The sequence below is a fragment of the Vibrio sp. 2433-A1 genome (assembly GCF_056726085.1).
In genome coordinates this window covers 235,431-258,838 of sequence record NZ_JBRESC010000001.1, presented here as the reverse complement: position 1 = coordinate 258,838, position 23,408 = coordinate 235,431, and the positions used below count along the sequence as shown (strand labels likewise).

General features: G+C 44.4%; 18 protein-coding genes and 1 tRNA gene. 12 read left to right on the top strand and 7 right to left on the bottom strand.

Features of this window, described 5'->3' with window-relative positions; genetic code table 11:
• Nucleotides 1–97 precede the first annotated feature (97 nt).
• The gene (asd, locus tag ACU01J_RS01095) at nucleotides 98–1,210 is read left to right on the top strand and encodes an aspartate-semialdehyde dehydrogenase (protein WP_481084049.1); all 1,113 of its coding nucleotides are present in this window, start codon (nucleotides 98–100) and stop codon (nucleotides 1,208–1,210) included.
• Nucleotides 1,211–1,262: 52 nt separating this feature from the next.
• On the opposite strand, the gene ACU01J_RS01090 is transcribed toward asd, so the two are convergent.
• Both ACU01J_RS01090 and ACU01J_RS01085 read right to left on the bottom strand, forming a co-directional pair.
• Complete coding sequence (locus tag ACU01J_RS01090; protein ID WP_481084048.1) at nucleotides 1,263–2,105, bottom strand: ion transporter; 843 nt, start codon at nucleotides 2,103–2,105, stop codon at nucleotides 1,263–1,265.
• A gap of 50 nt (nucleotides 2,106–2,155) precedes the next feature.
• A complete protein-coding gene (locus ACU01J_RS01085; RefSeq protein WP_481084047.1) occupies nucleotides 2,156–2,794 on the bottom strand; it encodes a YchE family NAAT transporter in 639 nt (212 codons plus the stop codon).
• A 611-nt stretch (nucleotides 2,795–3,405) separates the two neighbouring features.
• On the opposite strand from ACU01J_RS01085, the gene adhE reads away from it, so the two are divergent.
• Nucleotides 3,406–6,108 (top strand): bifunctional acetaldehyde-CoA/alcohol dehydrogenase, encoded by a 2,703-nt coding sequence (gene adhE, locus ACU01J_RS01080; RefSeq protein ID WP_481084046.1) that lies wholly within the window; start codon nucleotides 3,406–3,408, stop codon nucleotides 6,106–6,108.
• Between the two features lie 269 nt (nucleotides 6,109–6,377).
• Here adhE and minE read toward each other — a convergent pair whose 3' ends face one another.
• The 3 genes from minE to minC are packed head-to-tail and all read right to left on the bottom strand — an operon-like array spanning nucleotide 6,378 to nucleotide 8,142.
• Nucleotides 6,378–6,641, bottom strand: coding sequence for a cell division topological specificity factor MinE (gene minE / locus ACU01J_RS01075; RefSeq protein WP_159651616.1), 264 nt, complete (start codon nucleotides 6,639–6,641; stop codon nucleotides 6,378–6,380).
• Between the two features lie 6 nt (nucleotides 6,642–6,647).
• Nucleotides 6,648–7,460, bottom strand: a complete 813-nt coding sequence (gene minD / locus ACU01J_RS01070; protein ID WP_481084045.1) for a septum site-determining protein MinD — start codon at nucleotides 7,458–7,460, stop codon at nucleotides 6,648–6,650.
• A 19-nt stretch (nucleotides 7,461–7,479) separates the two neighbouring features.
• The gene (gene minC, locus ACU01J_RS01065; protein ID WP_481084044.1) at nucleotides 7,480–8,142 is read right to left on the bottom strand and encodes a septum site-determining protein MinC; all 663 of its coding nucleotides are present in this window, start codon (nucleotides 8,140–8,142) and stop codon (nucleotides 7,480–7,482) included.
• Nucleotides 8,143–8,301: 159 nt separating this feature from the next.
• Here minC and ACU01J_RS01060 point away from each other — a divergent pair, with 159 nt between their 5' ends.
• The 4 genes from ACU01J_RS01060 (at nucleotide 8,302) to ACU01J_RS01045 (ending at nucleotide 12,035) form a co-directional block, all read left to right on the top strand.
• Complete coding sequence (locus ACU01J_RS01060) at nucleotides 8,302–8,592, top strand: YcgL domain-containing protein (protein ID WP_394127819.1); 291 nt, start codon at nucleotides 8,302–8,304, stop codon at nucleotides 8,590–8,592.
• A 46-nt stretch (nucleotides 8,593–8,638) separates the two neighbouring features.
• Complete coding sequence (locus ACU01J_RS01055; protein WP_481084043.1) at nucleotides 8,639–9,604, top strand: lytic murein transglycosylase; 966 nt, start codon at nucleotides 8,639–8,641, stop codon at nucleotides 9,602–9,604.
• Between the two features lie 61 nt (nucleotides 9,605–9,665).
• Complete coding sequence (locus ACU01J_RS01050) at nucleotides 9,666–10,607, top strand: LysR family transcriptional regulator (RefSeq protein WP_481084042.1); 942 nt, start codon at nucleotides 9,666–9,668, stop codon at nucleotides 10,605–10,607.
• 228 nt (nucleotides 10,608–10,835) lie between these two features.
• The gene (locus ACU01J_RS01045) at nucleotides 10,836–12,035 is read left to right on the top strand and encodes a NupC/NupG family nucleoside CNT transporter (protein ID WP_481084041.1); all 1,200 of its coding nucleotides are present in this window, start codon (nucleotides 10,836–10,838) and stop codon (nucleotides 12,033–12,035) included.
• Nucleotides 12,036–12,233: 198 nt separating this feature from the next.
• Here the strand turns inward: ACU01J_RS01045 and folD are convergent, their stop codons facing one another.
• On the bottom strand, nucleotides 12,234–13,094 hold the full coding sequence (gene folD, locus ACU01J_RS01040; RefSeq protein ID WP_481084040.1) for a bifunctional methylenetetrahydrofolate dehydrogenase/methenyltetrahydrofolate cyclohydrolase FolD: 861 nt from the start codon (nucleotides 13,092–13,094) through the stop codon (nucleotides 12,234–12,236).
• A 201-nt stretch (nucleotides 13,095–13,295) separates the two neighbouring features.
• On the opposite strand from folD, the gene ACU01J_RS01035 reads away from it, so the two are divergent.
• The 4 genes from ACU01J_RS01035 to ACU01J_RS01020 all read left to right on the top strand — a co-directional run bounded on the left by ACU01J_RS01035 (nucleotide 13,296) and on the right by ACU01J_RS01020 (nucleotide 17,733).
• Nucleotides 13,296–13,372: transfer RNA gene (locus ACU01J_RS01035), tRNA-Arg, on the top strand.
• Between the two features lie 332 nt (nucleotides 13,373–13,704).
• Complete coding sequence (locus ACU01J_RS01030) at nucleotides 13,705–15,333, top strand: response regulator (protein ID WP_481084039.1); 1,629 nt, start codon at nucleotides 13,705–13,707, stop codon at nucleotides 15,331–15,333.
• A gap of 150 nt (nucleotides 15,334–15,483) precedes the next feature.
• Nucleotides 15,484–16,095 carry a DUF2913 family protein gene (locus ACU01J_RS01025; protein ID WP_481084038.1) on the top strand — a complete coding sequence of 204 codons (612 nt, stop codon included), beginning with the start codon at nucleotides 15,484–15,486 and terminating at the stop codon, nucleotides 16,093–16,095.
• 171 nt (nucleotides 16,096–16,266) lie between these two features.
• A complete protein-coding gene (locus ACU01J_RS01020) occupies nucleotides 16,267–17,733 on the top strand; it encodes a protein adenylyltransferase SelO (RefSeq protein WP_481084037.1) in 1,467 nt (488 codons plus the stop codon).
• Here the strand turns inward: ACU01J_RS01020 and ACU01J_RS01015 are convergent.
• Entirely contained in the window at nucleotides 17,730–20,843 is a 3,114-nt protein-coding gene (locus tag ACU01J_RS01015) for a response regulator (RefSeq protein WP_481084036.1), read from the bottom strand. The genes ACU01J_RS01020 and ACU01J_RS01015 overlap by 4 nt on opposite strands.
• Before the next feature lie 303 nt (nucleotides 20,844–21,146).
• Here ACU01J_RS01015 and ACU01J_RS01010 point away from each other — a divergent pair, with 303 nt between their 5' ends.
• Nucleotides 21,147–21,866, top strand: a complete 720-nt coding sequence (locus tag ACU01J_RS01010; RefSeq protein WP_481084035.1) for a response regulator — start codon at nucleotides 21,147–21,149, stop codon at nucleotides 21,864–21,866.
• Nucleotides 21,859–23,313, top strand: coding sequence for an ATP-binding protein (locus tag ACU01J_RS01005; protein WP_481084034.1), 1,455 nt, complete (start codon nucleotides 21,859–21,861; stop codon nucleotides 23,311–23,313). The genes ACU01J_RS01010 and ACU01J_RS01005 overlap by 8 nt, the downstream gene beginning before the upstream one ends.
• Nucleotides 23,314–23,408: the final 95 nt, after the last annotated feature.

The following is a 23,408-nucleotide window of genomic DNA, read 5'->3' as shown; positions in this document are numbered from 1 at the left end:
AGTTACAGATTTGATGCAAATTTCCCTTGAGATTTTGCTGCGAAAATTGAATATTGAACCATTCCCTTTTTAAAATTGATTACACGGAGAGTTGAAAATGAGAGTAGGTTTAGTTGGTTGGCGTGGCATGGTTGGCTCTGTGCTAATGCAACGTATGGTAGAAGAGAAAGACTTCGACCTTATTGAACCCGTATTTTACAGCACATCTCAAGTGGGTATCCCAGCACCAAACCTAGGTAAAGATGCAGGTATGCTGCAAGATGCTTTTGACCTTGAGAGCCTAAAACAATTAGATGCTGTTATCACTTGTCAGGGTGGCAGCTACACAGAAAAAGTGTACCCAGCACTGCGCCAAGCAGGTTGGAAAGGATACTGGATTGATGCTGCTTCTACTTTGCGTATGGCGCAAGACTCTATTATTACATTAGACCCGGTTAACTTAGCGCAAATCCAACAGGGCATTCATGGTGGCACGAATACGTTTGTTGGTGGTAACTGTACCGTGAGCTTGATGCTAATGGGCCTAGGTGGCCTGTTTGAGAAAGGTTTGGTTGAGTGGACAAGTGCCATGACTTACCAAGCAGCTTCAGGTGCTGGCGCACAAAACATGCGTGAACTTATCTCTCAAATGGGGGTAATCAATGATTCAGTAAGCTCAGAGCTTGCTAACCCATCTAGCTCAATTCTTGATATTGATAAGAAAGTTGCAGACACAATGCGATCACCTTCTTTCCCAACCGATAAATTTGGTGTGCCACTATCGGGTTCACTGATCCCTTGGATTGACGTGAAGCGTGACAATGGCCAGAGCAAAGAAGAATGGAAAGCGGGCGTTGAAGCAAACAAGATTCTTGGCTTCCAAGATACACCAGTGCCAATTGATGGCACTTGTGTACGTATCGGTGCGATGCGTTGTCATTCTCAAGCGTTGACTATTAAGCTAAAACAAAACGTTCCGATGGACGAGATCGAAGAGATGATTGCCACTCACAACGATTGGGTTAAAGTGATCCCTAATGATCGTGATATTACTGCACAAGAACTGACGCCAGCGAAAGTAACAGGTACGCTTTCTATTCCAGTTGGTCGTCTTCGTAAGATGGCAATGGGTGATGACTTCCTAAATGCGTTCACTGTTGGTGATCAACTTCTCTGGGGCGCAGCAGAACCACTACGTCGCACGTTGCGTATTATCCTTGCTGAAAAGTAATTGCTTTGTAGTGCTATTCTTTATAACAAAAAAGCGCCTTTAGGCGCTTTTTTTAGTTTTCTCGAGTGACAACTCGATTATCTGGTTCGGCTAACTCACTGCCACAGTGCTTGCAGTGTATGGCATCTGAGTCGTGCCCGGAACGATTACAGTTGGGGCATTTTACTAGCTCTTTGTGTGCGTTCATCTCGTTACTTAACTCTGCTGTAATGATACCAGTGGGAACGGCGAGTATTGAATAACCGAGCAGCATGGTTAAAGAGGCGATCGCCTTACCTAAAGGGGTTTGCGGAACCATATCACCATAGCCAACGGTTGTTATCGTCACAATGGCCCAGTAGATACTCTTCGGAATACTGGTAAAGCCGTTATCAGGGCCCTCAATCACAAAGATCAAAGCGCCGAAAATAGTGACCAAAATACCTACCGTGCTGAAGAATATTAGGATTTTTCTGCGCGCCATAAGGAGTGAGCGCAAAAGAATATTTGAGTCTTGCAAATAGCGCACAAGTTTAAGAACACGGAAAATACGCATCACACGGAGTAAGCGAATCACCCCCATAAACGAAGCCCCAGGGAAGATTAGAGCTAGGTAGGTTGGCAGAATCGCCAGTAGGTCGACCACGCCGTAAAAGCTGGTTGCGTAGGATTTTGGCTTAGGTGAGCAGTAGAGCCTTAATATATATTCGATGGTGAATAGGGCTGTAAAGCTGTACTCAATGTAGCGTAATTCTTGTGACCATCGGGAGCTCACGTTTGGCAACGATTCTAAGATGAGAACCAATAGCGAGGCGATGATAGCCACAATCAGGGCAATGTCGAATGCTCGACCTGCTTTGGTATGAGTGCCAAAAATGACGACGTATAAATGATGACGTAATGAATTGCGTGGCATGATAAAGCGACCTATGAAACAGTCGCTCTATCATACCTAGATTCTGATAATCAGGCTAATCCCGGTAACAGGTTACGTAATCCGTTGGCGATAAATTCGATTCCAAGTGCACCAAGTATCAGACCCATGATACGAGTAATGACGTTAATCCCCGTTTGACCTAAGAAACGTACGATAAGTGGTGCTGAGCGGAACAATAGCCAAGTACATAGTGCGAAAAGGGCAATCGTCACAATAATCCCGACAGTATCGAACGCAGTTGGGTGGCGTGAGCCATAAACGATGGTAGAGCTGATCGCACCAGGGCCTGCCATTAATGGCATGGCTAAAGGTACAACACCGACCTGTTCACGGCTAACGTATTCAGTTTTCTCTTGCTTGTTCTGTTTATCTTCACCCAGCTTACCGCTCATCATTGAAAACGCGATACTTAACAGCAGCAACCCACCCGCTACACGGAATGAATCTAAAGAGATGCTAAACATGTCGAGTAGCATCTGACCTGCCAGTAAAGAGACAATCAAAATGATCGCGACACCAATGTTGGCTGTAACTGCTGTTTTATTCTTTTCTTCTTGGGTCATGTGCCCAGTTAAAGAAACGAATACCGGCATAATACCTATCGGGTTAACTGCTGCGACTAAACCCAAGAAAAACTGCAAAAAAATAGCGATTTCGAACGTTTGCATTCGGCGTGCCTATACAAATAAAAGAGGGAACAAGGATACATGCGCGAATATAGTCCAATTTTTGCTTATGAACGAATGAAAAAAACTAAAGTTAAAGTTATTGCATAACTGAGAAAATCTAATTATTGAATAATTGGTAAACAGTAATGTCATACTTTGTTACGTAGAATGATGGTCGAGAAGTGCTGAAATGACACAAACGTTAACATTCGCACATTTTTCACATAAAACGAGGCGAAAAATAGAGAGAAAATGCGTTTTGCATATACTCTCAGTAGCACAATGTTTATGGATCACATGTAAGTTTGTGGTCAAAAAATGAAACTTTTTTACAAGATGTGGCTATTTATCCAAGATGGCGAACTGTTTGATGATTTTTTGTTCAAACTAAAAGTGTGAATTAAATTCATATAAATCATATTGTTAGGCTTTATTTTGTGATTTGGATACCACTAACTGGTTAATTCTTTTTGGGTAACTGATCTGGGTCAATTTTTTTCATAACCTGAAATAATATACTCAGCCCTGAAAGCAATTTACTAAGACGTCTGTTAGATGACAGTGACCTTAATAAAAAGTTTTTAATATTTATCTATTTTAGGAGATTCACTATGCCTGTAACTAATATGGCTGAACTAGACGCTCTAGTAGCTCGCGTAAAAGCGGCTCAAGAAGAGTTTGCAACGTTCTCACAAGAGAAAGTAGACGCAATCTTCCGTGCAGCTTCTCTAGCAGCTAACCACGCTCGTATCCCGCTAGCTCAACAAGCGGTTGCAGAGTCTGGCATGGGTATTGTTGAAGACAAAGTAATCAAAAACCACTTTGCTTCAGAGTTCATCTACAACAAATACAAAGACGAAAAAACATGTGGCATCTTAGAAGAAGATGACAACCTAGGCACAATGACTATCGCTGAGCCTGTGGGTATCATTTGTGGTATCGTTCCAACGACTAACCCGACTTCTACTGCAATCTTCAAATCTCTAATCTCTCTAAAAACTCGTAACGGCATCATCTTCTCGCCACACCCACGTGCGAAGAACTCAACTAACGATGCGGCGAAACTAGTTCTAGACGCAGCAGTAGCAGCTGGTGCACCAAAAGACATCATCGGTTGGATCGACCAACCATCTGTAGAGCTTTCTAACGCTCTTATGAAGCACGACGGTATCGCTCTTATCCTTGCAACTGGTGGTCCAGGCATGGTTAAAGCAGCTTACTCTTCTGGTAAGCCAGCAATCGGTGTAGGTGCAGGTAACGTTCCTGTTGTCATCGATGAAACAGCTGACATCAAACGTGCAGTTGCTTCTATCCTAATGTCTAAGACTTTCGATAACGGTGTTGTATGTGCTTCTGAGCAAGCAGCAATCGTTGTTGATTCTGTGTACGATGAAGTGAAAGAGCGTTTTGCTTCTCACAAAGCTTACGTATTGAGCAAAGCTGAAGCAGAGAAAGTACGTAAAGTACTGCTAATCGACGGCAACCTAAACGCGAAAATCGTAGGTCAGCCAGCGCCAGCAATCGCTGAAATGGCAGGCGTTAAAGTTCCAGCTGATACTAAAGTTCTTGTTGGTGAAGGCATTGGTAAAGTGTCTTACGACGACGAATTTGCTCACGAGAAATTGTCTCCAACACTAGGCCTATTCCGCGCAGACGACTTCGAAGACGCAGTTGCTCAAGCGGTAACTATGGTTGAAATCGGTGGTATCGGCCACACATCTGGTCTTTACACCAACCAAGACGTAAACGCAGACCGTATCCGTTACTTCGGTGACAAGATGAAGACTGCACGTATTCTTGTAAACATCCCAACTACTCACGGTGGTATCGGTGACCTTTACAACTTCAACGTAGCTCCTTCTCTAACTCTAGGTTGTGGTTCGTGGGGTGGTAACTCTATCTCTGAAAACGTTGGTCCTAAGCACCTTATCAACAAGAAAACTGTAGCTAAGCGAGCTGAAAACATGTTGTGGCACAAACTACCTAAGTCTATCTACTTCCGTCGTGGTAGCCTTCCAATCGCAATGAGCGACCTAGAAGGTAAGAAACGCGCATTCCTAGTAACTGACCGTTTCCTATTCAACAACGGTTACGCTGACGAAGTAGTTAAGCTGCTTAAAGAGCAAGGCATCGAAGTTCAAACATTCTTCGACGTAGAAGCGGATCCAACACTGTCTGTTGTTGAGAAAGGTGCAGAAGCAATGAAGAGCTTCCAACCTGACGTAATCCTTGCTCTAGGTGGTGGTTCACCAATGGACGCTGCGAAGATCATGTGGGTAATGTACGAGCACCCAGACACTCACTTCGAAGAACTAGCAATGCGCTTTATGGACATCCGTAAACGTATCTACAAGTTCCCTAAAATGGGTAAGAAAGCTGAGCTTGTATGTATCACTACCACTTCAGGTACTGGTTCAGAAGTTACTCCATTCGCGGTTGTTACTGACGACAAGACTGGTGCTAAATACCCACTAGCTGACTACGAAATCACGCCCAACATGGCTATCGTTGATGCTAACCTAGTAATGAACATGCCTAAGTCTCTAACAGCATTCGGTGGTTACGATGCAGTAACTCACGCTCTAGAAGCTTACGTATCTGTTCTTGCTAACGAGTACTCTGACGGTCAAGCTCTACAAGCACTTAAGATGCTTAAAGAGTACCTACCTTCAAGCTACGCGAACGGTGCAAATGACCCAATCGCTCGTGAGAAAGTACACAACGCGGCAACTATCGCTGGTATCGCGTTTGCGAACGCATTCCTAGGTGTTTGTCACTCTATGGCGCACAAGATTGGTGCTGAGTTCCACTTACCACACGGTTTGGCGAACGCACTACTAATCTCTAACGTTGTACGTTACAACGCGAACGATAACCCAACTAAGCAGACTGCATTCTCTCAATACGACCGTCCACAAGCACGTCGTCGTTACGCTGAGGTTGCTGACCACCTAGGCCTAAGCCAAGAAGGTGACCGTACTGCTCAGAAGATTGAGCGTCTACTAGCATGGTTGGACGAGCTGAAAGGCGACCTAGACATTCCTAAGTCAATCAAAGAAGCAGGTGTTTCTGAAGCTGACTTTGTAGCGAAACTAGATGAGCTAGCTGTAGAAGCGTTCGATGACCAGTGTACAGGTGCTAACCCACGTTACCCTCTAATCACTGAGCTAAAAGAAGTTCTAATGGCTTCTTACTACGGCAAAGCGTTCGTTGAAGGTGAAACTTTCGAAGGTACTACTGTTATCAAGAAGAAAGCAGACCAAGTAGCGAAAGAAGCAGCACCAAAAGCTAAGAAAGAAAAAGCTAACGCATAAGCAAGATGTTAGTTATGAGATAAGTTTTCGCTAGCACGACACTTATCTATCGGGAAAAGTGAAAGCCCCAGTCGACGGACTGGGGCTTTTTTTGTTTACAATGGTGTGAATCTCGTAGCCGTGTCAATCAATAGGCTGATGAAGGGTTAGGGATACCTGTCATTCCATAGACCGAAGAATGAGGGAGTAGGGAATCTGTATGAGGTTACGGCACAAACAAAAAAGCCGATGCTTTCTCATCGGCCTTAAAAAATTAAATCACCTCTGACTTACTTCTCGTCTTCAGGCAATTTGACATTCAGTTCTAGCACTGAAATATCATCATCTTTGTGCTCAAAAGAGAGATCAACCATCGATGGGTCAATCGCTACATACTTGCCGATCACCTTAAGAATATCTTCCTTAAGCTGCGGTAAGTACGAAGGCGCTGGATCACCTTGGCTACGGCGTTCAGCGACAATAATTTGTAGGCGCTCTTTGGCTAGGTTCGCAGAGCTCTTTTTCTGCGGGCGGAAAAACTCAAGTAATGACATGCCGATTTAGCCTCCGAATAGACGTTTAAAGATTCCTTTCTTCTGTTCAGTCAGGAAGCGGAAATCCACTTGCTGGCCAAGCAGGCGTTCAACTGTGTCATCGTAAGCCATACCAGCATCTGACTGGTCATCAAAGATCACTGGTACACCTTTGTTTGAAGCGTTCAGAACAGCTTGGCTTTCAGGGATAACACCCAGTAGCGAAATATGTAGAATTTCTTCCACGTCTTCTACGCTCAGCATATCACCTTGTGTTACACGTGTTGGGTTGTAGCGTGTTAGTAACAGGTGCTGCCTTACTGGCTCAAGACCTTCTTCTGCGCGACGAGACTTAGAGTCAAGAATGCCAAGGATACGGTCAGAATCGCGTACAGAAGAGACTTCTGGGTTCGTTGTTACGATGGCTTCATCTGCAAAGTATAGTGCCATTAGCGCGCCTTGCTCGATGCCTGCTGGAGAATCACAGATAACAAAGTCGAAGCCCATTTCGTCAAGTTCATCCAGCACACGACGAACGCCTTCTTTAGTTAATGCGTCTTTATCACGGGTCTGAGAAGCAGGCAGGATGAACAGGTTTTCTGTGCGCTTATCTTTGATCATCGCTTGGTTAAGCGTTGCTTCACCATTGATAACGTTAACGAAATCGTAAACCACGCGGCGCTCACAACCCATGATCAAATCAAGGTTACGTAGGCCAATATCAAAGTCGATCACTGCCGTCTTTTTACCCTTCACCGCAAGGCCAGACGCGATAGCTGCGCTTGATGTTGTTTTACCAACACCACCTTTGCCTGACGTTACAACAATAATGCGTGCCATTATGTGTTCCTTATAATTCTTAAATTGTTAATAACTCGAATTTGAGCGAGTCATTGTCCAAACTAAACATGATTTTTTGTTGCCAATACTCTTCGGCAAATTGTTCTGTTAACCAATAATGCCCAGCGACCGACATTAATTCAGCATTGAGCTTATTGCAGATAATGACTGCATCTTTGTTGCCATTAGCACCAGCAATCGCTCGGCCACGCAATGTTCCGTGAATATGGATTGAGCCATCAGCGATGACTTCAGCGCCTTCGCTAACATGGTTAAGTACCACTAAGTCAGCGTCTTTCGCATAAATCTGTTGACCTGAACGTACGGGTGAGCGAACGATTTTGGTCGGCTGCATCGTTGCTGGAGCTTGCGTTGGCGATTTACTTGCAGACATCACGGCAAATTTAGCCTCTGATGCCAAGTTTTCGGTTCGTTTATCTTTACAACCTGTTACGCCAACGGGAATCATTCCAGCCAGAGAAATGCCTTCTTTTAGCCTCGAAAAGTCGATGTCACCATCCACTTTAGATATATTAATAACAACTGGCGCTTGGGCGAAAAACGCAGGTGCCTGAGTAACCTTTTCTTGTAGGAAATCAATCGAATTCTCTACATCGTTGTCAGAAAGGTGTAAAACTGACAAAGTAAAGCTACTGCCTTTTAGGTCTGGGGTATGTGACATCTTTACTTACAACCTCTTAAGGGCGTTGCCTGAGACTAGGGGTATCATGTTATATTCCTAAAATAAGCACAGCAAGCTATCTTGCAATCAATTGACTGTTTTGCTCTCAAAAATGGCAAAACACTAACGTTCCATGAATCAAACGGACAAAGGTTTCCCATGCTTTGTGCAATTTACAAAAGTTCTAAAAAAGAAGGCGCTTACTTATATATCCCTAAAAAGGATGATTTTTCACAAGTTCCTGACACATTAATGCAGATGTTTGGCAAACCTACTATGGTCATGGTGGTGAAACTTGAAGGGCGTAGCCTGGCACAAGTTGATGTAGAAAAAGTTAAACAATCTCTTGAGGATGAAGGCTTTTTCCTACAATTACCGCCGCCACCAAAAAATTTACTAGAAGAATACAAAGAGCAAAAACAAGCTCGTCAGCAATCCGAAGACGAATAACGACTTAAACTCGGATTGTTGCTTACTTTGCTCAAGGGGGGCAAAAGTGAAGAAATTATTGTCAGTTGCACTAGGTCTGACCATTGCGTCCACGGCTTATGCTAATGAAGTGAGTTTTGAGCAGTACATCGAAGGGCTGAAAAAAGAAGCCCGTGAAAAAGGCATTTCTGAGCAAGTCGTCAAACAAGCGTTTGCCAATGTTGAACACAAACCTCGCGCAGTTAAAGCCGATAATAACCAGCCAGAGAAGCGTTTAACGTTGGACGAATACATTCCGCGCGCGGTGCCTGATTGGAAAGTGAAGCAAGCTAAGTCGCTCTATAAAGAGCACTACGCAGAGCTGAGCAAAATTGGTGAAGAATACGGGGTGCAGCCAAGATTCATCGTTGCCCTTTGGGGAATCGAAAGTAACTTTGGTCGATTTACTGGTAACTACCCAGTGATTGATGCGCTTTCTACCATGGCTTATGATGGTCGCCGAGAAGCTTTCTTCCGCAAAGAGACCATGGCAGCACTTCAGATCTTAGATGAAGGCCATATCCCTTTAGAGGATTTTAAAGGCTCTTGGGCTGGTGCGATGGGCCAATGCCAATTTATGCCGAGCTCGTTCCTCTCTTTTGCCGCTGATGGTAACGGAGATGGCAAGAAGGATATCTGGAACACCGAAGCGGACGTATTTGCCTCAGCCGCTAACTATTTAAGCCAGTCTGGTTGGAATGATACGTTCACTTGGGGGCGTCAGGTGAAACTGCCGGCTGGTTTCGACATGAATCTAGAAGGACGTGTCGAGGGTAAAGAGAAAACGTTAGCTCAGTGGAATCAACTTGGCATCACTCGTTACGATGGCAGCGCATTGCCACAAGTCGATGTGGATGCATGGCTGACGGCACCAGACAATGCGAATGGGCGAGTCTATCTGGTTTACAACAACTACAATGTTCTTATGAAGTGGAATCGCTCTTACTACTTTGCACTAGCAGTAAGCCATTTAGCTGATAGAATTACCCTATAAGAACGAAACAACGTATTCTTAAGGAGCTCAATCGAGCTCCTTTCTTTTTTGAGAAACGATTTTGCTGTCAGAACGCGCGTCACAAATGGTGGTTTTTGCTGCCTTGCTCAAACATAAAAACTTCACTCTTGCAGCGAAAAGCTTAGGGGTGTCGGTTTCTCATGTCAGTAAACAGCTTGCCTCGTTAGAGTCTTCGCTGGGCATTCAACTGGTTCAGCGAACCACACGTAGCTTTACCCCAACTGAAGCTGGGCAAGATTATTATGAGCACTGCGCCAAGGTGGTTGAGATCATCGACGAAGCTCAGCGTGAAGTTGAATGCCAAAGAGATGAAGTGGCTGGCTTGGTTAAACTAGGTCTGTCGCAGTCGTTTGGTTCCTTACATGTTATCCCGGCTATCAATGAGTTAAGGGAGCGTTTCCCAAAGCTGCAAGTAGAGCTTCACTTGTTTGATTACAAGGTCGATATGTTGGAGGAGGGGCTCGATCTGTGGATTACTAACAACGAACATCTTCCAGAAGGGTACGTGGCACAAAGAATTGCCGATTCTCACTTTGTGGTTGCGGCTTCTCCGGATTATTTAGTCAAGAATACTACCCCCACGCACCCTAATGATCTGGCTGAGCACAACTGTCTTATCTATCGTAGTTGGGAGCGAGATTACACTCGTTGGGCTTTTTCAAATCATGATGAACAGCTGAATGTTAAAGTGTCTGGCAACTATTCGGTTGATCTAGCTGAAGCTGTGAGAGATGCCGCAGTGTCAGGGTGGGGCATCGCCTACCTTGCGACTTACTTAATCAGAGATGAATTTAGAAACGGTCAACTGATTCAGCTTTTTCCTGATTGGTGCGCTTCTCAGGTGATGCCGTTTTATGCGGTTTACCCAAGTCGTCGTTACTTGCCAAAGAAGACCGCTGCTGTAATTGAGTTTATTAAGCAAACCATTGGCACGCCTTGCTACTGGGATAAGCGCCTAAGCCCTTATATTCAGCGCCCGTAATCTTGGTGGTAAGCGAAGCGATTATTTCCAAACCTAGAAACATCTTTTCTAATTGGAAATAAAATCAATAAGCAAACGTTTATATGTAATAAAATCAGTCACTTGATTGTGTGGGTGATTTTTGTTCAATCTAAGAACGCATGAAATTAACAAATGTGATTTGCATCTCACTTTTGATTCTATACACTCCGTCGCCACTCTTGTTCCCCCTTTTGTCGGATTCATTTTATGAACTCAATTCTTGGTATTGTAGCCATCCTGTTTGTCGCATGGCTGCTATCGACTAATCGTAAAAGCATTAACCTAAAAACGGTATCTTTAGCGTTTGCTTTGCAGATTTCTTTTGCACTATTGGTTCTGTATGTACCTGCAGGCAAAGAAGTGCTGAATACAGTAACTGGCGCTGTATCTAACTTGATCAACTATGGCCAAGAAGGCATTGCGTTTCTGTTTGGCGGCCTAGCGACTGGTGGCTTTACCTTCGCGATTAATGTCCTAGGTATCATCATCTTCTTCTCTGCACTGATTTCAGGTTTGTACCATATTGGTTTAATGCCAAAGGTGATTAATGTGATCGGTGGTGGTTTGCAAAAGCTACTAGGCATTGGCCGCGCAGAATCACTGTCTGCAACTGCGAATATTTTCGTCGGTATGATTGAAGCGCCATTGGTTGTAAAGCCATACCTAAAACACATGACGGACTCTCAGTTCTTCGCTGTTATGGTTGGTGGTCTTGCTTCTGTAGCTGGGGGCACACTGGTGGGTTACGCATCGTTGGGTGTTGACCTTAACTTCCTAATTGCAGCGGCATTTATGTCGGCGCCAGCTGGCCTGTTGATGGCGAAAATCATGGTGCCAGAAACAGAAACGATTGATACAACTACTGAACTTGATAACGTTGAAATGCCACGTGCAACCAACGTAGTCGAAGCGATGGCTGACGGTGCAATGTCAGGTTTGCGTATTGCAGTCGCGGTGGGTGCGACACTTCTAGCGTTTATTAGTGTGATTGCGATGCTAAACGGCATGCTTGGTTGGCTAGGTAGCCTAATGGGCATTGAGCTAAGCTTTGAGTTGATCCTTGGTTATCTTTTCGCTCCTGTTGCATGGCTATTAGGTATCCCTTGGTCTGAAGCGATTACTGCGGGTTCTCTGATTGGTAACAAGATCGTTGTGAACGAATTTGTTGCCTTCATTCAATTGATGGATGTAAAAGCTCAGCTAAGCACTCATTCGCAAGCGATTGTTACTTTTGCCCTGTGTGGTTTCGCTAACATCTCAACCATGGCAATGCTGATCGGCGGTCTAGGTAGCGTGGTACCCGAGAAGCGTCCGTTTATCTCTAAATATGGTTTCCGAGCGATTGCTGCTGGCGTCATGGCTAACCTGATGAGCGCATCTATTGCGGGTGTGATTTTAAGTCTGTAATTACAAGCATTAATAATCAGTGTGTCATTCCTTAGAACGAAGGATGAGGGAATCTCATAAAGTTATAGGCTCGCTTTAAGAGATCTCCAATTCATTCGTTCCTCACTCTTGAGGATGACAGCGCGTTTACTGAAAACTAAAAAGGGTTGATGTCTTTAAACATCAACCCTTTTTTATTTCTCTGAAGCGTTTTGAACTCTACTTGCTTGTATGGAACTGCTCACAAGCTAGCATAGTATTTTCAATCAAGCTGGCAACTGTCATTGGGCCAACACCGCCCGGTACAGGAGTAATGAAGCTAGCGTTCTCTTTCGCCACTTCGTAATCCACATCACCGACCAGCTTACCTGACTCTAAGCGGTTAATGCCTACATCGACCACAACCGCACCTTTCTTAATCCAATTACCTGGAATAAAGTTCGGTTTACCAACCGCGACAACTACAAGATCTGCGTGGCGTACATGGCCTTCTAGATCTTTAGTAAAGCGGTGGCACGTTGTTGTTGTACAGCCTGCTAGCAGTAATTCTAGCGTCATTGGGCGACCAACAATGTTCGAAGCGCCAACGACTACGGCGTGTTTACCACGAAGGTCAATGTTGTAACGATCAAGCAGAGTGATAATACCCTTTGGCGTACATGAGCGTAGCTTTGGAATACGTTGAGCTAGACGGCCAACATTGTATGGGTGGAAACCATCAACGTCTTTTTCTGGGTGGATACGCTCTAGTACGTGTGTTGCATCGATGCCCGCAGGAAGAGGCAACTGAACTAGAATACCGTCAATTTCATCATCGTTGTTGAGTTCATCAATAAGAGCAAGCAGCGTCTCTTCTGTTGTGTCTGCTGGAAGATCAAATGACTTTGAAATAAAGCCTACTTCCTCACAAGCGCGTCGCTTACTTCCTACATACACCTGAGATGCAGGGTCTTCACCAACTAAAACAACCGCAAGTCCCGGAGCGCGAAGTCCTGCTTCTTTACGAGCTTTAACGCGCGCTGCTACTTCTGAACGAACGGTTTGGGAAATAAGAGTTCCGTCGATATTTTGAGCTGTCATGACATACCTTAAGAATTTATAGCGACTTATTTGCAGCGCATTGTCGCAAATTATTTGACGAACATCCATAAGCAAACGTTTGCCTTGGGGTGTTTTTAATCAAAATAGAGTTCCGTGACCTTTTTTTAGTCAATCAGATCATAATGTTAAACAAAGCCCTTGTTTTAACGGCTCATCCTCGTATAATCCTGTCCCTGTAGCGCGCCCTTAGCTCAGCTGGATAGAGCACGTCCCTTCTAAGGATGTGGTCGAAGGTTCGAATCCTTCAGGGCGTGCCATTTCTTTAGAAAACCCCGATAACTCTCAGAGTTGCCGGGGTTTTTGCTTTTCTGCTGATATCTCACTATTCCATTTAGCTTGCAGTTGTTTGTTTTGTGAACAAAACGGTCGCGTTTTCTTTATGTTTTTGTTTTTAGTATTTCTATAGTGAATTCTGTAGATGTTGTGAAGTTGACATTAAATATATGAATATAAAGGAATAGTTATCTTTTTATATTGATTGATTTGTAAACTCTTTCTCTCTTGTGTATTTAGAACACCGAACAGATAAGGTTGTTGGCGACGGACTTTCACCTTGTCTCATTCTCAGAGAGTGCGATAGATACAATAGATGGCTGGCAATTTAGATTTAAGAAACAAGCGAATATTGATCGTTGAAGAAAACAGCATGCTTTCTTCCTCAATTAAAAACATGCTAAAAAAAATGGGTGGCGCAGAGGACAAAGTGCATAAGGCACAGAACGTTGTAACCTACCGACAGTTGATTAATCAATATTCGTTTGACCTAATCCTTTGCTCATACATGAGCCAGAAACGTGTCGTAGGCGCTAAGTATTTTTTCCTTTACCAGCAAAGCCGATCATTTTCTCGTAACTGCTCCTTTGTCATGATCGCTAATAGCAGTGATGAGGCGCAGCTCAAAGAAGTGCAGGAGCTAGAACCAGATAACATTCTTGGTCATCCATTTAACTATATTCAACTCAAGCAGACCGTATCAGTCAGTCTGCTGAAACGCGATATTCTAACTGCGGTGCATAAACATCTTGTTTTGGGGTACTTTGAGAGCGTGATGAAGATTTGCGATGCTCAATTAAAGCGCAAAGGGGAGAAATGGTTCGGCTGTCACAAAGTCGTGGTTGATTACTATGCTGAGCGAGACAATTACGGTGCTGCGTTTGAAGTTTTAGAACGTCTGCATCAGCAAGTGAAGCACCCTTGGCCCTTGATAAAGCAAATAAACCTTCATGTTCAGATAGGGAATGATGATAAAGCGTTGGCTTTGGCTCATGAGTATGAGTTATTAGGTTATCCTGAAGATCCTATCGTCTCGCAGATTACTGCATATCAATCGCTGCTTGATAGCAATGTGGAACGTGCAGTCGCTGTGATGAGTAACTTATGTCAGCGCTTCCCTCATAGAGTAGAGCTGACGATTAACTGCTCAATGCTTCATGTTGGGTTAGGAGAGTATCATAAAGCGCTGTGCTGCCTTGCCAAGGCCGACGGTGATGCGATTGTGAGTGATGCTCAGCGGATTGAAATTGAAGAGCTGAGACTGTTTCTCGATCTTATCATCGCTTTTCAAATAAAAGGTAAGCTGAATCCTGCTAGCTTGAAAGCGACGCTCAATCAGATTCTTGTTTTAGCACAGTCATCGGTGATTGATTCACGTAAGGTGACGAAAGGGCTCTATCAGCTATTAATGCAGATGAACAGTTGTAACCCCGTGTGCTCTCCAAGACGCCTCGATGTTTTGTATGCACAGACACATTGGCAGCATCGTAAACTAATCCTTATTGCGGTTGCGCTGCACATTGGCTGTTTGGGTTTAGTTCAACAGTGGAGACCGGGACTGCAACAACAAAATGTCACAAAGAAGAATCTAGCGGCTGCGGTGAATGGGTTGATCTTAAAGCGAGTTGATATGCGTCTTGCGGGTAAGCTGGATGCGATAAAGAGTGCCCGTGCCAAAGAGTCATCTGGCAGTATGGTTGATTCCTTAGCGATCAAAGCAAAAGAGGCGCCATATTATATCAATCACCATTCGCATTTTATTAATGCGATGCTTAAGTATGACGTTGCGGGCCATCCAGACCGTCAGTCTCTTGAGCAGCAGTTTACGACCAGTATTGATATTGTGATTGCGAACTTAATGAAGCAGGACCCACGGCATCCTAAGGTGAGCAAAATCCTGCAAGCGAAGCAGATAGTTGAGCAACGTTTGGCGAGTTTTGCATAAATTAATTATCGATTTGAGCTCTAGATAGCAGAGTTAGTGGATATGGGGCCGCTTGATAGCTGTACTTAAAGGTTGCTTTTCGGTAGCATGTCGTTCCCCAATCGAATGTGATTTGACCAAGTTCTTACCGAGTACCCATCTTTAGTAAATATGCGCAGTATCCATACTAAAATTAAACCTGAGTTTGAACCTTTACTGGCTGAACTCGCTCTTCATGCTTTGCTTCATTTGCGCACCAATCATACAGGTAAAGTACTGTCGAGAAAGTCTCGCTCAGATGTTAACGATATCCTGTCTGCTTGGTTAAACAAAGCGAGCAACAGTAAAAAATACAAGCCATTTAAGAAGAAAGTGCGTTCGTTGGTGAGCCATGCGCGAGCGCAGAACTTAGATATTGAGTCAATGTTGGGCAATCTTCTCACGCCTATTGAAGGTGATGAGTTGCCGCATTTGGACAGTTTCTTACTCTTGGTCAATATGCTTGAAAAAGAGTTAAACACGACAGTCTTGGTATCAAGCCCAGAAAAAGTCGATTTGCAGCATAACAGTAAAGGGTGTTTATTGTGTGTGCTGTCTCAAGACTTAAATGCCCACTTTAACAACCGTAACCGTCTTGTTGCTGATATTTCGATGCTATTTCGTGGCACACACGGTGAAAGGCATAGTTTCTTACGTACGATTTACTCTTCTTCGCTTTTTGATCATAAGGTCGAATTTGAAGATGGAGATTTTGTTCGCATCTCTCTCGGATTGCGTAAGTAATGCAGGTATTGAATTAAGAAAAGTGGCTCAAAAGGCCACTTTTGTCGTATTACGAGTCTGTAAATTCTTGTTATAGCGCAGGCGGATTATTTCGCAGGCTTCTTACAGGCTGGATTTATTCAGTAGGCTTGTGCTAGTTTCAGGTTGTTAAATTCTGTTAATGGTTTGTATATGTCCGCGCCAATCAATCTTTCACATCGTTTTGTCAATCTGCCAACTAGTTTCTATAGCTTGGTTCAGCCCCAGCCTCTCGAGAACACTGAGTGGGTTGCATGGAACCAAAATCTTGCCGTACAGTTTGACCTGCCTGTTACTGCGCCGAGTGGCGAACTCAAAAGCTTGCTATCTGGTGAGGAGGTAGATGAAAGCCTTCCATCACTGGCAATGAAGTACGCCGGCCATCAGTTTGGTACGTACAACCCTGATTTGGGTGATGGACGGGGGTTGTTGCTTGGTGAAATGAAAGCTCAAGACGGTCAGGTATATGATCTGCATATTAAGGGCGCTGGACTCACTCCCTATTCGCGTATGGGAGACGGCCGAGCAGTGTTGAGGTCCACCATTCGAGAGTACCTCTGTAGTGAAGCGATGGCGGGGCTTGGCATACCTACAACTCGCGCGCTTGGAATGTTGGTGAGTGAAACGCCGGTATATCGTGAAAAAGTTGAACAAGGCGCTTTGCTGCTGCGTGTGGCAACCACTCATATTCGCTTTGGCCATTTTGAACATTTCTTCTATACCAACCAACTGAGCGAACTTAAGCTGCTAGCAGACAAAGTGATTGAATGGTATTGGCCAGAGTGCCGCGATCACGATAAGCCTTATGTAAAGATGTTCAACAATATTGTCGAGCGTACTGCCGAGATGATTGCGTTGTGGCAGGCGTATGGTTTTGCTCACGGTGTGATGAATACCGACAACATGTCGATCATCGGCGAAACCTTTGACTATGGGCCATTTGGTTTTTTAGATGATTATGAACCCGGCTACATTTGCAACCACTCAGATTACCAAGGACGCTATGCCTTTGACCAACAACCAAGAATTGGCTTATGGAATCTATCGGCATTGGCGCACAGCTTATCGCCATTAATTGAGCGAGAAGATCTTGAACGTGCTCTCGCTGAGTATGAAGCCAAGTTGGGTCAACATTTTAGTCGCTTAATGCGCAGTAAACTCGGTCTGCAAAACAAGCAGGAGGACGACACGCAGTTGTTCGCCTCGATGTTTGAATTACTGCATCAAAACCGAGTGGACTACACCCGCTTTATGCGCGCTTTATCCTGCCTTGATCGCGACGAGTCTAGTGAGGTTTACGATCTATTTATCGATAGAGAAGCAGCTAAGTTATGGCTAGCAAACTATTTGCAGCGCTGCGAGGAAGAAAGTGATGAACAAGGGCAATTGATTAGTGATAAAGAGCGCTGCGAACGGATGCGTAACGTTAACCCTAAGTACATTCTGCGTAATTACCTTGCTCAGTTGGCGATTGATAAAGCGGAGCAGGGTGACTACTCCGAGGTTCATCAGTTAGCGCAGCTTTTACGCCAACCCTATGCAGAGCAACCAGAGATGGAAGCGTATGCGAACTTACCGCCAGATTGGGGTAAGAAAATGGAAATTAGTTGCTCATCTTAATCTGATGGACTCCATATCTGGAGCTTCTCTATGAGTAAGGTACGATTTAATGGCTTAGTCAGGAAGTCATTCATGCCTGCGTCTTTGCAGGCTTTGCGATCACTCTCCATTGCATTGGCTGTCATCGCAATAATCGGTATATTCCTTACTTCTTTGCCCCCCTCACCGTTGCGAATTCGGTGGGTGGCTTCGTAGCCATCCATTTCTGGCATTTGGCAATCCATCAATATCATATCGAAGGATTGTGAACCTGAAAGCGCGCTGAGTGCTTCTTTACCATTATTGGCAATCGTGCTGTCGAGCCCCATTTTGTGTAAAACGCTGGTGATGACTATTTGGTTGACGCGATTATCCTCGACAACCAGTAGTCGTAGGCCGCTTTTCAGCTCGGGTTCTGGTTGTGGTTCGGGCTCTAACGCTGACAAATAATTGTGGGTGACCAGTTGCTCGCCTGGTGAGAAGTCGGGGCTGGCAATGACCTTGAGTGCGTTAAGTAAATCTTGAGTGGTTGCCGGCTTAACGAAATAGCCACTGAAGCCATAAGTTTGAAACGCGTTTTGCTGAGAGATGGCATCGATAGATGTCATCATAATGAGTTTTATTGATTGAGTTTTTGGGTTCGCTTTCAGATTTTGACTCAACTCTAGCCCACTTACATCGGGCATCTGCATATCTAATAGGGCAATATCGAACATCGGGAATTGTTCGTCTTTACGGCGTTCACAAAGTTCAAGGGCTTCGTCTGCGCTAGATGCTGCAATCACTTTTGCTCCCCAGTGCTGCAACTGGCGTGTAATGGCTTCGCGGTTAATGGCATTGTCATCGACAACCAAAATATTGAGTAACGATACGTCAACAGATGGAATCACTTTTATCGATTGGTCCGACTTACCGACCAGAATATTAAATGAAAACTCGCTCCCCTTACCCGTCTCACTATTGACCGTAACGCGTCCCTCCATGGCATGGCATAAGCGCTTAACAATCGCTAGTCCGAGTCCTGTACCGCCATAGCGACGTGTGGTAGAAGCATCAACTTGACTGAACTTATCAAATAGGGAATCGAGTCTGTCTTGTGGAATACCGATGCCTGAGTCTTTAATTGACGCATTAAGCTGCCAGCTGTCCTCATCGTGCTCTTCTAATCGTACGCGAATGACCACTTCACCTTGCTCGGTAAACTTCAAAGCATTACTGACTAAGTTAGCGAAGATCTGTCTAATCCGAGTACTGTCGGCGAGAATCATTGAGTGCTCAACTTGAACCATATCTAGGATGATCTCAACGTTCGGATTGGTTAAGCTCGCCGATATCTGTTCAGCGAAATCACCTAGCATATGCCTTAAATTAAAGTGTTGGCGTTCAAGCTCTAACTTGTCGGCATCGATTTTGGAAAAGTCCAAAATATCATTGAGCAATGTCAAAAGGGAGATCGCACTGGTATGAGCGAGGTAAGCTTGATGAGATTGAGAGGTGTTAAGGTCATTATCCAATAGCAAGTCGAGCATGCCAATGATGCCATTCATCGGCGTTCGGATCTCATGACTCATTACAGCTAAGAACTCGCTTTTCGATTTCGCTGCTTCTTCGGCTTCTTCTTTAGCTGCGATCAACGCTTTCTCGCTATCTTTCTGTTTCGAAATATCTTTGATCACGCCAGAAAATATAACGTCATCATTGGTCTCGACTTTAGCAATGGATAGAAGGATCGGAAACAGTTCTCCTGCTTTATTGACTGCTTGAAACTCTCGGCCAAGACGGCCTTCTTTATCTTTAACACCAATGATTTTGCTTCGTCCTATCGCATTGTGTTGGTCGATAAAGGTTTGGTGCATGGAGGCGTATTTCTTCGGCATTAAGTTTTCTACAGGCATGCCAATCGCGTCGTGCTCTAAGTAGCCAAACATCCTTTGCGCTGCTTGGTTAAAGCTAAGGATCTTACCTTTCTGATCTATGGTGACGATGCCGTCTGCGGCGGTGTCTAAGATAGCTTCGAGTTTTTGGCTCAGCAGTATTTGGCTTGATTCGGATGCTTGCTTGAACTTCATTTCCTCATCAAGCCTATTTATCGAGATGGTGTTGGTATGGATTCGTTGTAATAAGTGGTTAATCGTTGAAGCTATGGTATTCGCTTCGGGGCTAGCAAAACTCGGTAGCCTCTGCTCTGGGCGATTAGAGCTGATTTTACGAATACGCGAGTTTAGTTGGTTAAGGGGCTGGACAATAAGAGCTCTTAAAGAGATCCATAATGCTAAAGCTAATATGATGGCTGAAAGGGTAAAAATGAACAGCATCATTTGTTTGATGGCGCTCAGACTACTCAGTGCTCCCTCTTCGCTGAATGTGATCGATAGTAGGTAGTTGGCTTGCCCAAAGAACATATCTTTTTCAGCACTTAAAGGCATTGTCGGTGGGGTGTCATTGCCAACAGTGACGGGTGTAACATTGCTGAGTTGATCGGAGAGTTTGATTTGAGTAACCGGATAAAAGGCGTTTTCGAGACGCAGCAGTATTGCATTGAGTAAATCTTTCATACTGGTTTCCCAGTCAAATGAAATGAGAGTCCATCCGATCACTTGTTCACGGAATAATATCGGGCTGACAACCCATTGAGAAATCGCCTCTTTGTCCTCAAGGAAAGGGTCGACGCCCGGTGTACTGATGACGGTATTGCGGATAAACAGCGGACTAAACATACTGTGGGTGAGCAAATTTTCATATAGCCACTGGTCGCCATAAAACTTCTCTTTTTGGTCATTGATGGTGGAGGTTGAAAAGACGTGACCATCATAGTCGACGATAAAAATGTAATTGACGAACTGACTGTTTTTTATCGAATCATTCAATTCCTGAGCGACGCCTCGATTGATGCCAAGATCAAGTGCTTTTATGACGCGCCGATTCTGACTATTGAGGTCGGCAATTAATGTCATCTTTTGATTGTAACCATTAATGATCCCTTTCGTCAGTTCAAGCGAACCATGGAGTTTTTGATGTGCGTTATAGCGAATAGTCCGTTCTGAAAATTCCGCAATGTAATAACCCGCGCAAAAGAAAATAAAGACGATAAGTAGTGTAATAATACCGAGAATTTTCTGCGTTAAGCTCATAGTTGGCTAGTACCATTGAAAACGCAAATTGAAAACGCAATGAAGAGGGATTTTTCGTATCAATGTGGTCAAAAAAGAGCGGGATAACCTTGTGCCGATATTCATTGCATCACCTAGCGTAATTGTTTTATTTATTTAGCTTAGACGGAAAGCGGGTGTTTTGAAGCGTTTACATTGCTAATTTTGTTAATGGGATGTGACCTGTGTCCGCGAGAGTTTCAAATTATGGCTATTTGTCGATCAATGACTCATAGATAAATGATTACACTCGCTTTATAGATTTAAGTAGTAGTAGGTAAAGGTATGACAGCCAAGATCCTCGTTGTCGATGATGATCAAGAAATTTGTGAATTGTTAGAAGAGTATCTAACTAAGCAAAGCTACCAAGTGAGTACGGTCAATGATGGCGAGCAAATGAAGGCTGCGATTGAACAGTATGGCTATCCTGATCTTATCTTGCTTGATGTTATGCTTCCCGGTGACGACGGATTTACCCTTTGCCAGCAAATTCGCCGTCAATCTTCGGTCCCGATCATTATGCTGACTGCGGTTTCGGATGACACTGACCAAATCATTGGTTTGGAAATTGGTGCTGATGACTATATTGCCAAACCCTTTAATCCTCGTCACTTAAATGCGCGCATCAAAGCGGTACTGCGCCGAGTGACTCAGACAGAAGAACTCCCTGCCAGCTCAACCGCCAAGTCGATCGTGTTTGGTGACTGGCAGCTTGACCCACTAGCACACCGCATTACCCACTTAGAGACAGCGCAAAGTCATGACCTCTCTGGTAGTGACTTTGCGCTGCTGATGCTGTTTCTGAAGCGTCCTAATGAAGTGCTTGATCGAGACACAATATCTTTCGCTACTCGCGGCCGCGAGGCATTGCCGTTTGAGCGAGGTATCGACGTACAGCTGAGCCGACTTCGTCAGCGTTTGGGTGACAGTGCCCGATTCCCTCACTACATAAAAACGATGCGAGGCAATGGCTATATCTTGGCGGTTCCGGTGAGCTATGAGTAATAGGTCATGGTTTCGGTTATTTAAGCCCAATTCCCTGGTTGGTCGCACGTTAGGGTTGACGCTACTGGCGGTCATTTTGGCGCAGGGAGTTGCCACCAGTATTTGGTATACCGAATCCAAACATAAAGAATTGGCAGGCATACGCGATGCATCTGAGAGCATGGCGAACATGTTTGCTTCCACAGTGACCTTTTTCCAATCGCTGCCAGTAAAATATCGCCATATCGTGTTAGACCAGATTCGCAATATGGGGGGGACTCGATTCTTCGTTTCTTTTAATAAAGAGCAGCTGACTGTTGAGCCGATCAAAGATACACCGTTAAAGTTGGCTTCCATTGACTCAATTGAAAGGGTGTTAGAGAACAAGTTACGTAAAGCAGAAAGTATCTCAGTCGATTTTTCTCACCCTGATAATTTACGTCTGCTTAAAAACGATATTTACCTGCATGATCTGCCCAAGTCGTGGGCGCATCACACATTGACTTTGAAGCCAATTGACCCGCCTATTCTCGTAGTACAGATTGAGCTAGCTACTCATGAGTGGCTTTATATAGCTGCGTTATTGCCTGCCCCATACGTCACCCTTGACGATACCTTGATTGGCCGCGAGCAAATATTGTTTTTGATCTTCTCAACCACGATCTTATTGGCGTTGACCTATCTGCTGGTGCGCAGGCAAGTTAAACCTCTGAAGCGGTTAGCAAAAGCAGCCAACGAAATGAGTATGGACATCGACCAAGCGCCACTCAAAGAAGAGGGAGCGAGTGAGCTAGTGACTGCAACGCGAGCATTTAATCGTATGCAGCAACGCATTCGTCACTATGTCGCCGATCGAGAACATCTATTTTCTGCTATCTCCCATGATTTAAAAACGCCGATTACGCGTTTACGACTTCGTGCAGAGTTGCTTGAAAACGATGAGAAACGTTCCAAGTTTAACCGCGATCTTGATGAGTTAGAGATGATGGTGAAAGGGGCGTTGCAGTGTGTACGAGATACTGACTTACATGAGAACAATGCCTATATCGATCTCAATGAACTTATTACTTCTATTGTCGAGCCGTTAAACCAGTACCAGCAGCAGGTCGTATTTATTCCTTCAGATATGGAACCGATAGTGGCTAAGCCGCTAGCAATGAAACGAGTGTTAAGTAACTTAGTCGATAACGCAGTGAAGTATGGCATGAAGGCGAACATCGAAATCAGCACTGATGAAGAGTGGATTAAAGTGGTGATCTGCGATCAGGGGGGCGGCATACCAGAAGATAAGCTTGAAGCTGTGTTCGAACCCTATTTCCGCTTAGCGACAGATGATGACGGGCACGGATTAGGCCTTGGAATCTGTCGTAATATTCTTCATGGACATGGCGGAGATCTCATTATTGATAACTTGCCTACTAAGGGGCTTCGCGCGCAAGTCTTTATTCCTTCTAGCTTAGAAGTCTAATGTAACATTGTTGTTACATTACCTTTACGGTTTGTTTCAATCAAAAAATTCTATTTGGTTAGACTCGTTTTAGTACAAGCAAGAACGCTTGGGGT

What these genes read in the sequence shown, in the direction of transcription:
- asd (WP_481084049.1), top strand. Translation starts at nt 98, where the DNA reads ATGAGAGTAGGTTTAGTTGGTTGGCGTGGCATGGTTGGCTCTGTGCTA.
- ACU01J_RS01090 (WP_481084048.1), bottom strand. Translation starts at nt 2,105, where the DNA reads ATGCCACGCAATTCATTACGTCATCATTTATACGTCGTCATTTTTGGC.
- ACU01J_RS01085 (WP_481084047.1), bottom strand. Translation starts at nt 2,794, where the DNA reads ATGCAAACGTTCGAAATCGCTATTTTTTTGCAGTTTTTCTTGGGTTTA.
- adhE (WP_481084046.1), top strand. Translation starts at nt 3,406, where the DNA reads ATGCCTGTAACTAATATGGCTGAACTAGACGCTCTAGTAGCTCGCGTA.
- minE (WP_159651616.1), bottom strand. Translation starts at nt 6,641, where the DNA reads ATGTCATTACTTGAGTTTTTCCGCCCGCAGAAAAAGAGCTCTGCGAAC.
- minD (WP_481084045.1), bottom strand. Translation starts at nt 7,460, where the DNA reads ATGGCACGCATTATTGTTGTAACGTCAGGCAAAGGTGGTGTTGGTAAA.
- minC (WP_481084044.1), bottom strand. Translation starts at nt 8,142, where the DNA reads ATGTCACATACCCCAGACCTAAAAGGCAGTAGCTTTACTTTGTCAGTT.
- ACU01J_RS01060 (WP_394127819.1), top strand. Translation starts at nt 8,302, where the DNA reads ATGCTTTGTGCAATTTACAAAAGTTCTAAAAAAGAAGGCGCTTACTTA.
- ACU01J_RS01045 (WP_481084041.1), top strand. Translation starts at nt 10,836, where the DNA reads ATGAACTCAATTCTTGGTATTGTAGCCATCCTGTTTGTCGCATGGCTG.
- folD (WP_481084040.1), bottom strand. Translation starts at nt 13,094, where the DNA reads ATGACAGCTCAAAATATCGACGGAACTCTTATTTCCCAAACCGTTCGT.
- ACU01J_RS01030 (WP_481084039.1), top strand. Translation starts at nt 13,705, where the DNA reads ATGGCTGGCAATTTAGATTTAAGAAACAAGCGAATATTGATCGTTGAA.
- ACU01J_RS01025 (WP_481084038.1), top strand. Translation starts at nt 15,484, where the DNA reads ATGCGCAGTATCCATACTAAAATTAAACCTGAGTTTGAACCTTTACTG.
- ACU01J_RS01020 (WP_481084037.1), top strand. Translation starts at nt 16,267, where the DNA reads ATGTCCGCGCCAATCAATCTTTCACATCGTTTTGTCAATCTGCCAACT.
- ACU01J_RS01015 (WP_481084036.1), bottom strand. Translation starts at nt 20,843, where the DNA reads ATGAGCTTAACGCAGAAAATTCTCGGTATTATTACACTACTTATCGTC.
- ACU01J_RS01010 (WP_481084035.1), top strand. Translation starts at nt 21,147, where the DNA reads ATGACAGCCAAGATCCTCGTTGTCGATGATGATCAAGAAATTTGTGAA.
- ACU01J_RS01005 (WP_481084034.1), top strand. Translation starts at nt 21,859, where the DNA reads ATGAGTAATAGGTCATGGTTTCGGTTATTTAAGCCCAATTCCCTGGTT.